This is a genomic window from Lacicoccus qingdaonensis (genome assembly GCF_900101075.1).
Classification (GTDB): Bacteria; Bacillota; Bacilli; order Staphylococcales; family Salinicoccaceae; genus Lacicoccus; species Lacicoccus qingdaonensis.
In genome coordinates, this window is record NZ_FNFY01000044.1 from 1 (window position 1) to 11678 (window position 11678).

Consider the following 11678-nt stretch of genomic DNA (forward strand, 5'->3'; position numbering starts at 1 on the left):
GCATCCGGATATGCTTTCAACCATGTCAATATTTCATGTTGATAGGGGTCCAGCTTCTTGGTCCGGTGCTGTAGCGACCCGATAAAATCTGCGAATTCATCCGGGGTCATACTCAGATAATCAATGACCCGGTTTCTTGATATTTTTAATTGCTTGGCGATTTTACTATTTGAAAATCCGATGTTTTTTAAACGGTGTATCTCTTGATAGATCATCCATCTTTCCACTCCTTGTTCTCTCCCTTTAAATATACTCTCATTCAGTATATCTAAAGCAGGCTTTTGATTCTTACCTGTTGAATCTTATTTGTAGAGAACTGTTGGATCTTAATTGTGGAAAACTGTTGAATCTAGTTTAGCAGTTACAGCTGTGTATGTAACATCTCTGTCAGATGCTCGAAACTGTTCATCACCGGTGAGGCACTGAAGAAGTTGTAACGGACGTAGCCCACTTTGTTCTCCACACTGCCTTTCTCATGTCCACTGCCCGGGTTGCACACCTGGACCTCGAAACCGTAATGGTTCTGGAACTGGATGAAGGCATCCGTCAATTCAGCCTCGCCAAATCGGGACCGGGTTTTCTTTACGGCAGGTGTGAGATTGTCGATCCGGATCTGCTTCGGCACACCGCCGCATTGATTGAATAATGTCTTCAGGCCGTGCAGGAAACATTCCTGATTCTCACCCGGCAGAGGGACGGCGACGGCGGCGTTACTGTAGGGAAACGACATGACCAGGGTGTGGACATCCACGAATTCGCCATCCTGCACGGTCTCCATCGTGCCGAAATCGACTTGGGCTTCCCCCGGCGGATGTTCCAGACGTTCATAGCCTTTATCCGGACTGTCTTCTGTACTGTGGCTGTGCCGCCAGTCGTCGATGAAGTAACAGACGGTGCGGTAAGAACCCGGGAACCCATGGGTTTTCAGTTCTTCGAATATTTGTTTCTTGTTCCGTCTCAGCTTCCGTTTCAGCCTGCGGTCTTCAAATAACCAGCCGGAGACGATCTCTCCCCATTTCTCTTCATACATCATTCCGGTTTTCTTTTTCTGCTGCTCTATCGGCAACTGATCTTCATCCGCATACTTCTTGGCTGTGCGCCAATTGATGCCTAACGTTTTTTGTATTTCTGATATGGATAAACCTTTGGTGTTTCTCAAGTGTTTGATACAATTGATATCGGACATTGCTAGCATCCTTCCTGACCTCCACTGTGTTATTGATTCGACACCAATAACGGTAGAGGGACTTGGGGTGGCTGGCAAGTCCTTTTTTAATATCTGCACCAATTAAAGCAGTGCAGGACTCTGCATTTTCTCCCTGCAAAGCTCTGCACTTTCATTTTGCCATACACAATTGTTTTTAACAGGCATTGTCTTCGACGTCTCAACAATGTTTCCGGGTTATGTTGCTTTATGGCCAATGCTCTGTGCATCGGCAATACTTGTTTCTGGTAATATTGATACAAAATATGGAGTAAAATCTTTACTGGGATCGAAGTGGATGATGAAAGCAGGTAGTTATGCTTTTGGACTTTACCTATGGCATTGGGTGTTGCTATCATTTTATCAATATCATTTCGAAGACAATCCAGACTTATTCGTCGGCACTGCCATTATAATTATCTCATTTGTATTTTCATGGTTAATGACAGAATTCATTGAAACTCCTATAAGATCAATGGATATGGGTAAAAAATCAGTATACGTATTAGGATCTGCCATGGTACTTACCCTTTCATTGATAATTGGATTATATTCATACCATCAAAGTACTGTCACAAATATTAATGGAGAGTACTTACAAGAAGATTATCCTGGAGCCCTGGTAATTGATGAAGATATAAAAGTTGAACAAAGAGATTTCATACCTTCATTTGCACAAGCAAAAGAAGATTTGGCTGAGTCCTATGAAGATGGTTATATTGAAGCCAAATCAAGTAATACACTTAATATTGGTGAATATGGTGTTCAAAAAGATTATGAACACGCTATTGCCCTCGTGGGAAGTTCCCATTCCGCACATTGGTTAGGTGCTTTACAGCAGTTTGCTGAAGAAGAGCAAATTAGAATCCTGAATATGATTCAGGTGAGCAGTCGTTTCTCTACAGAACATGAAGAAGGTACGCCTCAAAAGGAATGGAATGATAAAGTAATACAATATCTCAATGAAAATGAACAAGACATTGACCTGGTGGTATCCACAGCTGATATAGGAAATACAGATTTTCAGGAACCTCCAGAAGGTATGGTTGAACAGCTTAACCTCATAGGAGATGAGATTGGATTACCGGTTATGGCAATAAGGGATAATCAACGATTCGGATTTAACATTGTCGAACATTTTGCTTACGGTGCTGCTAAATTACCATAAAAACGCGATTTACGATACCATGTAAATCGCGTTTGTTGTTACCACTTAAAACGGCGTGTCGATACCACCCTCTTTACGTAAAGAATCACCACTTAAAATGAGTTGATATGATTTTGAGCACGCCCGGTCTAAAATGGCGTCCGCAATCGCACCGCCACCTAGTTTTTTATGCCACTCAGCGGAAGACATCTGAGAACATAGAATTAAAGATTTTTCTCTGCTGCGCAATTCAAAGACTTCCATCAAATGTTTCTGTTCTTGTTCCTTAGTGGATGTTAAGAGAAAATCATCAATCACAAGAACATCCACTTTCATCAGTTTCTTTAACAGTTTGTCCAAAGTTCCATGAAATTCAGCCAGATCGATATCATTCAGAAGTTCAGTCATTCGATAATATTTACCCGTAAATCCGGATTCAATCGCATGGTTGACCAATGCATTCGCCAGATAACTCTTCCCGGTGCCGGTGGCCCCTTGAACGATGACATTGCGGTGATGTTGAATATAATTGTTGGTCGATAGTTGTTCGATGCTTTCTTTGCGTAAACCTCTGCTGGCTGCATAACGAATTTCTGAAATCTGCGCCTCTTTGTGCGACAGGTTGGCTTGCTTCTTATACCGTTCAATGCGATTATCTTGACGGATTTGATACTCTTCATTGACGATGATTTCCAAACAGTCCAGTGGCGTCATGGCATGGTTCTGCTCTGAAAGAAAGAGACTGTGCAGTTCTGAAGCCATTGTGGTCAAGCGCATTTCACGCAACTGGCTCAGAATCGTTTGTAAGCGTACTTGGTTATTGCTCATAATAGTCCGCCCCTCTCAAAAAGGATTGTTCCGGACTTTCCGAGGTGCTAGACTTTAAGTGGGACGTGCCGGCATTCAATAGTTGTTTGATCAATCGATAGCCTGGAGTGGCCGACCGTTCCAATGCATGTTGGCAGGCCTCATTCAGGGCGGAATCTGAATGGGTGTCTGCCAATTTTAATAATGCATGGACGCGTTTGTAGTGTCGCTGTTCCGGACCGTCTGAAAACATTGTTTCGACGACTAAATGAACATTCGGACCGATGTGCCGCGCCCATTTCAAATAGCGCTGGCTGTTCCACTGACCGTGTGTCGCACTATTTTCAGGTAAATGCTCGGCTACTGTGGTGTAGCCACCCGGCATTTTACTCAACGTACCATGTTCACATAACATCCGGTCCTGATCCCAAACCTGAATTTTTCTCGCATAAATTTTCAGTTTGAGACTTTGACCGATATATTGATACGGCACAGAATAATGATGTTTTTGATAACTGATGTGGGAATTATTATAAACTTTGACCGTTTTATATTCACAGTACTCAAAAGGCATCGTCGGCAAGGGTTGTAGCACACCACGCTCCATATCATTAAACATGGAGAACCGTGAGCCCGGCTTCTTTTGAAATGGCTTCTGATTGAAACGGTCCAACTCTTTTCTCAAATGCTCATTATAGTCATCCAGCCCGAAACATTGATAATTCCGCATGCGTGCAATAATGTGCGTCGTCAACGATTTCACAGTGTTTTCAACGGATGGTTTGTCTTTCGGTTTACGGACCCGGGTGGGTAAAATGATGGTGTGATAATGGTTCGCCATCGATTCATAGGTTTCGTTGATTTTGAGCATCGTCCGGGTATGCTTCGTAATCCCGGTCTTCAAATTGTCGGGCACAGTAACGATCGGCACCCCCTGGAAGTATTCGAACATCTGAATATGCGCATTAATCCAGCTGGGCTGCTTCATGTCATAACAACCTAGAGCGAACCCGTAGCCGCTGAATGGGAGCACAGCGACAAACAGGTAACCATCAATGATTTCTCCAGTATCTGGATCGATCCAACGTATTTTTGAGCCGGCCCAATCCACTTCTACACGTTCGCCTGCTTTGTGTTTCATGACATGCGTAAACGACTGCTTGTTTAAATAATCATTAAAGTACCTTTTGAACTGTGTCAGACGATAGTAGGGCTGATGATTATGCCGACAGACATCCACATATTCTTCCCATAGTAACTGCATCGTCACCCCAGGTTGAGCGAGCGACTTAGATAAAGCCGCATAATCCGGCATGGTGTAATGCATCTCCCGTTGACTGGATGTCGACGGCTTGGGTCCGAAAAATGTATCAATCCGGTCGGCCTCCCAGCCACTCAATTCCTTATAAGTGAGTTTGTGCTGCTTCGCAGTATCGATGGTGCGTTTAATGACCGGTGGTCATATAAATAACACGTATTCCAGAACTATGCGACCTATTTTAAAAGAAGATGTAATGAACATCATAAACAATAATTAAAATTGAAATAGCCAGAGGTCATATCGACTCCTGGCTATTTCACATATTTCTAAGTAACGATTAATTACTTTCTTCTGTCAATGAAATTCTATCTGCAAAAGAATTATGATAACTTACTCTTATGGTATCAGCTTCTTCAACTTGTTCAATTTGTCCTGAAGAACCTTGTTGAACTGTGTCTATAAATTCATCCCCATTAAAATATGCTATGTAAGCACCTACGCTTATTTCATATTGGAGACTTGGATCGTACTCCACAGGAGGTGTGGTCTGGTATTCAGAACTGCCAGTACGTTCTCCTTCATAATTTATCCACCCCGGATCAGTATCATTTAAATCAAGTAATCCACTATCGTGTGATGAATCCTCATTATTTGCTTCTTCTTCGCTCTCAGTAGAATTATCATTTTCCGACTCAATTTCTTCTTCTGATTCAGAATCTAAAGTTCCCATGCCTTCTTCTGATTCGCCATTTGCTTCCTCTGAATCTCCACCACAACCTGCTAAGACAAACATACTAACACCCAGAAGAAAAAATTTTTTCATACCACACTCAAATCCTTTCATTTTCAATTTTTAGTCATCTTACTTATATAACTTGGCTAAATGAATACTTTTTGAAAAGTTCATCAATTATATTCTACATATAAAAAATAGATTTACAATACAAAATGGCACAAATTAAGAAAAATTTAAATTCAAAATACGCATTATATTTATTGTACGGTTTGTATTAATTCAAATTCTAACTACATATAAAAATAAAGCAGCATTCATTTAACGGTCGATAATTATCTACACATAATTATTTGCATTACAATTGTATTTATCATATTATTCATAATCAACATACTAACAAACGTCACAAAATAATGTTAGGAGACATGTATGTATAAAAATGAAAAAGTATATAAAAACAACTCTAATATTAAATATTATTTTGAAAAATCTAACGTTGACTGTGATAAGTTAATAGTTATATTCTCTGGTTACGCGGATAAAACCTCAAAAATTAAACACAAATATAATTATGTAAATTCATTACGTTATATTAATTGCCATAAACTGTTTATTTTAGATGACAATGGTGAAACAGGTTCTTACTATCTAGGCAAAAAATTAAATTTCGATGTTGAATCAAGTGTTATTTCTTTAATATTAGATACTGTCGCATTTTTAGATATACCTATGAAAAATGTGATAGCTTTAGGATCTTCTAAAGGAGGAAGCGCTGCAATATATTATGGACTTAAATATAAATTCGGAACAATAATTTCTGGCGGTTTTCAAACCAAAATATCGGAATTGATAAGTACAAGAAGACCCGAATCTGAAGAATTTTTACTTGGTCACAAAGAATCTGATGAATATAATAAGAAATTTTCTGAGTTGAATAATATTATATTTGAACAGTTACAATCTCCTGTCAGATCAAATATGTATTTAATGACTAGTGAAAATGATTGGCAGTACAATACCCATGTAGCACCTTTTATAGAATATCTGGATGATATGCAAATAGATTATTATCTTGAAAAATCGGATGAAATGAAAAACCATAGTGAAATCTCAACCTATTTTCCTAAATTCTTTAATATTACTTTATTAAAAGTGCTATATGGGATAGAATTAAATGATGTTTGCACATCCAATAGTAAAGACGGTATAAATGTTAACTTAACTTATATAAGTAATAATGATAACTATACTTTGCATATCTATTCTAAAGTAGATTCTGAAGAATTCTTACATGATATTAACGGAAACTTCATCCCTGATAAACCTGGTTATTACTCTACTTACATTTTAATTACGGATAATAAAAAGAGAGAGCATTATAGATACTTAATAAGTCGAGAGTTTAATGGGGCAGGTTATTACGATATATTAAGCAGTATTGCAAAAATTGAAAATAATGAATTGTGCTATGAAATAAATACAACTAAACAAGATGAGGTTACATTTGCATTTTATATTTATGAAAATGACGAATTGTTAGAGTTTATTCCTTTTCAAAAAAATAATAGATTCAAACGCATTATCAAATCAATAAATGATTATAAGATAAAATGTTACATTAAATCGTGTGATGGGACTAAAGTTGTTATCAAAGAAAATCCTACTCTCATTTAATTCAAAGCTAGATTCAAAGACTTTCGTTTTAAAATGGTCTTTGAATCTAGTTTATTTAATATACATTCTTTTGTGGCGCAATTTACTACACTAGCAGATCATACTATATGGAATTATTAATTTGTTTATACATACTAAATTCAGATTTTTCACCTGATACCTTATCTTTTATAAAACACCGAATTCTATACTTATCATTCATTACGAATTTATGTTTAAAAACAGGACTATCTTGATACCATAATATAGCTTCTTTCTCATTTTTACTGTTATAAATATAAATCGCATATTGTTGATTATCGAATCGACTAAAATGGATTTCAATATAGTGCACTTGGTTTTGCTTATAAATATTAATGTATTTTTCAATATTGATATCGATTTTATTATATTTAAAGGGGAGGTAAATGTTTTTATCGTCCAATATTAATGAGATACATTTATCATTTTTCCCTTGAGCCTCTAATGTAATATTATCATTAGCTTTCCCTACATATGTTATTTGATTAACGTCACTTTGAACGTTAACAAATTCTATTTTAGGTATCACTTCATATTTTTGGAAAAACTCAGAATAAAGATTCTTTTTATGATAAGAGAGTTTTAAATCCCCCTTGCTCAAACTTTGTAAGAGGAATTTATTGTTTATAATCAAATTATTACGACTCTTCAAATCTATAACAAAATTCTGTTTAAAATGTTTGGACAAATTAAAAGTTTGAGAAGAGGAAACTTTTATAGGTGAATATATATTGTCTGCAATAATTATAGAATTATTTTGCTTAATTATATATACATTTCTAGTAATGTTGGCATAAGAATAGCAGTTGTTTACTAACACAATATGAATAAATTTCTCGTATTCATTAACAGATTCGATATATATTTTTTTCTTATTAGATTTCAGGTAATCATAATTTTCATTATTTAGAACAACACCATTATGAGCATGTGAAGATTTTAGATAATCACGTATTTCACCTTTATCATAATTGTATATCCCGGGATCAACAAATACATCTTCTCCTAGGTATAATATTATAGATAAATCATCGGCATGTTTGTGGTTCTTAATTATATCTCCAGTTCTAATAAATAAGTAAAAATAGTTGCTTTTTACAATGATGTAAGACTCATTCTTAAAGTAATGAGTCTCAAGATTATATCCAAAATCTATTATTTCATTAAATAAACTATGAGTAGAGTAAAATTTTTTTAAAATGGAACTACCCAATTTGTTCTTATCAATTAATTCACCATCACCATATATCGGTAATTTTCCGTCTGGTTTTTTTACAATATCTAAGAAATCAAGCGCCTTATTTATTTTAGTATCAAATTTATCTATTAAACTGATATTAATCTTATCCAATATGTACTTCTGAACACTTACAATTAATTCCAAATTGAAAATGGCATAAGTGAAGGAATTTTCTTTACAAATCATATTTTTTGTAAAAGTATTTTTAATATTATTCTGTAGTCTTTCCAATGAAAAGTTAAATAAAGACTTGTCATCAAGTAATATTGCTAAAAGTAACAATGAACGATCAAGCATTGTTCCATGATTATAATCAACATAGTTACTTTCTGAAAATAAATATTCTTTGTGCTTATCCACCAATTTATTCACAATATCGTAAGAGATACTAAGATTGTTAAGCTCAATCAGATACCCCAAAATTAATGTACGATCAGCAACACAATGTGGATAGTATAAATACTTATGATTTGCTTCTAAGCTATGCGTATACCAATCTTCTATTAATTCATTAGATTTTATCAGATACTTATTATTCTTTGTATAGTGATAACCTAGTAATAAGTAATTAATAGGCTCCCATGCATGCAAATGTAACATCGCCATATTTGTATAAGTACCCATTTCTATATTCCAATTAAAATGTTCGTCGAATTTCAAAACGTTTGTTTTCTCACCAATCTGCTTTGGTATGTATTTATATTTAATTATTAGATTGTTACTATATATAGAATCAGCAATCTCAATAGATTGTTCTCTACTTATACTATATTTATTCATTAATTGAAAAATTGAGTTTAACATTTAAGCACCTACAATTATAAATGTATTTGGAATATTTCCATAAATTTATTGAATAATATTATGATATTTACTCAAAAAGTTTAGAGTCTCAGAGTATTCGTACCAATCATTTTTTTCAAATGGTCTAATTCCCGAATCAATTAATGTATTCATATAGTTTTTATGGTACTTTTTAGGAATAAATTTCAGAACGTCAGTAAAGTAACGATCATAAAACGATAGTTCTAGTTTGTCCACCAACTTTATTGAATCTTCAGGTATGTTATTCACTGTTAAAAGTGCTGTGTCATAGCCACGGTACTTCATTATATATAAGGCTAAATGGTCTAATAGAATATTATCTCCCCAATTAAAATGTGGTTGTTTAGGTGGCGTAACTCTATTAGGTATTGAAATATCTAAATTTGATCTTTCAATTTCAATTTCCAACAATAATTGTTTTCTAAATCTTTTCTCTTCTTTTGGATTGGCTAATGATACAAGTGAATCATCCATGAGATGAGGATAATTTTGAGAAGCAATTTTTATTGCAGCAATTTCGGATAATGATAATGTGTACGGGATACTTTTCATGTTAGCAGCTGTGATCAGTGAAGGTGTTGCATAATTAGTGATGAACCTAGAGTTTTTCAGAAATCCAGCTCCAATGACACCCCCGGAGATATTGAATGTTGTATCTAAGTAATCCTTATATAATATAGAAGCAATAAGCATAAAAAGCCATGAGTTTTTTCTGAAATCAGTCTCTAATATATTCGTAGTTACAATGTGACTATCAAATTTTTTAATCATTGCTAGTTCCCTTTGGAAAGGGCCACCAAAATTCATTGAAACAAGTGATGAGTTTTGGGGTAGAAAAGGTAGTGAAGCTAAACTATCAAATCCTCCACTAAAATTTAAAGTATGTTTATCTCTCGATTTAGATTCCACCATAGGATATTCGTTTGTTTTAATAAATAACTCAGATTTTGTGAATTTTTCAATATTTTCTTTAGTAATTTTCGAAACGGTTAACTCCATACTGATCTCATCATATTTTGTACCACAAAGTGTTGCTAATGCAAGTGCAATTAAATCTTCTCTTATAAAAATTGGTACATTTAACTTGAACTCAATAAAATGAGAATGATTTTCATCTTGATAATCCACTTTTATATATCCTGCAGCTTGTTTTATATTTTCAAAAGATATTTTCATTTTTTTCGAACCTCCATCACGATATAAACACATACCTTCCTTTTTAGTACTGAACAAAGAATTAATATCCATACTCTAATCTTTTCATAAGGTTTTAAATGTGAATCTACACTAAATATTTCAAGGATCAATTATAATATTACCAATCTACATTATCGTATTTGACGATATGATTAACTGAAATTATTAGAATACATTTATTATAATCATGGCAAAAATTATGAGGTGGACGTTATAGCTATGTTTCTTGTTATAACTAAGATACAGTTACACTTGTTAAAATAAAGTAAAATTGATTCTCCAAACTATCTTTTTGTGATTTTTAGATGCTCTTAACTTTATATGATTTCATTTTGTACAGTCCTTGGTTAATTGCAATGTAAGATGAATTGTAGACATTTAATAATGTGAAACAATTATTAGTTGTACATCTTAACATAGATTATTGTAAATACAACATAACATCTGACTTTAAAGAATCCAGCTTGTATACGAAAAAACAATTGCAACAGGAGTGATTAACTCAAAGCTACCTAATTTTATATAAAATTTTATGAACAAATTTCTAGTTCAAGTTAACCATTTATAGTACACCTGGTATCAGAGATTATGAAAAGAAGTTAGGGTGCCTTCTCTCGATAGGGAGAAAAACATTTACTCTTTTTCTATACAACGTATTTTATCTCTTCTATGAATGCTTCTTGTGGCGTCTGGTAATATAACATCTTTCTTGAATAAGTATTCATCCACCACTGTGTCCGTAAAACATGGGCTTCACTATTCGGACGACTGGGCTTGTCTGTTGGTATCGACTGTCGAATGAGTTTATTTTGGTTTTCACTGTTGCTCACTAGTATTGCATAAATTTATACTGATTATTAATAATACTCAAAATGTTGCGTTTTTTCATTTTAAGCCAACAAAAAATCCTTTATAATAGATTGGTCAGGTGATTTCCCGTCCAAATCCAATTATAAAGGACCCAACATATGGATAAGGATACACGAAACACTTCATTTGAGCAATGGCTTTCACCCATTAATATGCGATTACTTGATGCTCGGGTGAAAGGATTGAAATTAGATTATTATACAAAGAAACTGACGACGGAATCTTTCTTGAAACTGTTGCTGTTTGCGCAACTGGAAGAAGTCGAGAGTCTCCACGCCCTGAGCGATTGTCTGTTCGACGACCACCTCCAAGCCGGTGTGGAACTGGATTCAATCAGTATTTCCCAACTGTCCCGTCGATTGAACGGACTGGACCCGGCGGTATGCAAGACACTTTTCCTGGAGCTGGTGGCACAGATTCACTCAAAAACCCGGCACACACAATCCGCCATGCCGTTAAAAATCATTGATTCCAGCACCTTGCCCCTGCATCTCACGAATCACAAGTGGGCGGAATTCCGCAAAACCAAAGCCGGCGTCAAGTTGCATTTGCGGCTGGTGTTTATGGAAAAAGGGGTGTCTTACCCGGAAAAGGCCGTCATCATGTCAACGGCAATTTAAAAATGTAGGTTTATGGCAATTTAGAAATGTCGGTTTTCGGCAATGCAATTTGTGGATGAATGTTGTCTAAGTTTGT

General features: G+C 35.1%; 7 protein-coding genes and 3 pseudogenes. 3 read left to right on the forward strand and 7 right to left on the reverse strand.

Annotated elements, in window-relative coordinates; all coding sequences use genetic code 11:
• Together BLR15_RS13255 and istA (BLR15_RS13260) are read right to left on the reverse strand one after the other, a co-directional pair.
• A pseudogene (locus BLR15_RS13255) lies at window positions 1–227 on the reverse strand (IS21 family transposase); the annotation flags it as partial.
• 134 nt (window positions 228–361) lie between these two features.
• A complete protein-coding gene (gene istA / locus BLR15_RS13260) occupies window positions 362–1186 on the reverse strand; it encodes an IS21 family transposase (RefSeq protein WP_407927613.1) in 825 nt (274 codons plus the stop codon).
• Between the two features lie 205 nt (window positions 1187–1391).
• On the opposite strand from istA (BLR15_RS13260), the gene BLR15_RS13265 reads away from it, so the two are divergent.
• The gene (locus BLR15_RS13265; protein WP_143004004.1) at window positions 1392–2372 is read left to right on the forward strand and encodes an acyltransferase family protein; all 981 of its coding nucleotides are present in this window, start codon (window positions 1392–1394) and stop codon (window positions 2370–2372) included.
• Window positions 2373–2417: 45 nt separating this feature from the next.
• On the opposite strand, the gene BLR15_RS13270 is transcribed toward BLR15_RS13265, so the two are convergent.
• The 3 genes and pseudogenes from BLR15_RS13270 to BLR15_RS13280 form a co-directional block, all read right to left on the reverse strand.
• Window positions 2418–3179 (reverse strand): ATP-binding protein, encoded by a 762-nt coding sequence (locus BLR15_RS13270; RefSeq protein WP_091472528.1) that lies wholly within the window; start codon window positions 3177–3179, stop codon window positions 2418–2420.
• Window positions 3169–4611 (reverse strand): annotated as a pseudogene (gene istA / locus BLR15_RS13275) (IS21 family transposase); the annotation flags it as partial. The pseudogene istA (BLR15_RS13275) and the gene BLR15_RS13270, both read right to left, overlap by 11 nt.
• A gap of 145 nt (window positions 4612–4756) precedes the next feature.
• Window positions 4757–5263, reverse strand: a complete 507-nt coding sequence (locus BLR15_RS13280; protein ID WP_143004005.1) for a hypothetical protein — start codon at window positions 5261–5263, stop codon at window positions 4757–4759.
• Between the two features lie 321 nt (window positions 5264–5584).
• Between BLR15_RS13280 and BLR15_RS13285 the strand changes: the two genes are divergently transcribed.
• A complete protein-coding gene (locus tag BLR15_RS13285) occupies window positions 5585–6829 on the forward strand; it encodes an accessory Sec system protein Asp2 (protein WP_092988273.1) in 1245 nt (414 codons plus the stop codon).
• Between the two features lie 103 nt (window positions 6830–6932).
• Here BLR15_RS13285 and BLR15_RS13290 read toward each other — a convergent pair whose 3' ends face one another.
• A complete protein-coding gene (locus BLR15_RS13290) occupies window positions 6933–8894 on the reverse strand; it encodes a heparinase II/III domain-containing protein (protein WP_092988275.1) in 1962 nt (653 codons plus the stop codon).
• A 45-nt stretch (window positions 8895–8939) separates the two neighbouring features.
• Window positions 8940–10091 carry a hypothetical protein gene (locus BLR15_RS13295; RefSeq protein ID WP_092988277.1) on the reverse strand — a complete coding sequence of 384 codons (1152 nt, stop codon included), beginning with the start codon at window positions 10089–10091 and terminating at the stop codon, window positions 8940–8942.
• Window positions 10092–11080: 989 nt separating this feature from the next.
• Here BLR15_RS13295 and BLR15_RS13300 point away from each other — a divergent pair.
• Window positions 11081–11584 (forward strand): annotated as a pseudogene (locus tag BLR15_RS13300) (DUF4372 domain-containing protein); the annotation flags it as partial.
• Window positions 11585–11678: the final 94 nt, after the last annotated feature.

What these genes read in the sequence shown, in the direction of transcription:
- BLR15_RS13265 (WP_143004004.1), top strand. Translation starts at nt 1,392, where the DNA reads ATGTTTCCGGGTTATGTTGCTTTATGGCCAATGCTCTGTGCATCGGCA.
- BLR15_RS13285 (WP_092988273.1), top strand. Translation starts at nt 5,585, where the DNA reads ATGTATAAAAATGAAAAAGTATATAAAAACAACTCTAATATTAAATAT.
- BLR15_RS13295 (WP_092988277.1), bottom strand. Translation starts at nt 10,091, where the DNA reads ATGAAAATATCTTTTGAAAATATAAAACAAGCTGCAGGATATATAAAA.
- BLR15_RS13280 (WP_143004005.1), bottom strand. Translation starts at nt 5,263, where the DNA reads ATGAAAGGATTTGAGTGTGGTATGAAAAAATTTTTTCTTCTGGGTGTT.
- istA (WP_407927613.1), bottom strand. Translation starts at nt 1,186, where the DNA reads ATGTCCGATATCAATTGTATCAAACACTTGAGAAACACCAAAGGTTTA.
- BLR15_RS13290 (WP_092988275.1), bottom strand. Translation starts at nt 8,894, where the DNA reads ATGTTAAACTCAATTTTTCAATTAATGAATAAATATAGTATAAGTAGA.
- BLR15_RS13270 (WP_091472528.1), bottom strand. Translation starts at nt 3,179, where the DNA reads ATGAGCAATAACCAAGTACGCTTACAAACGATTCTGAGCCAGTTGCGT.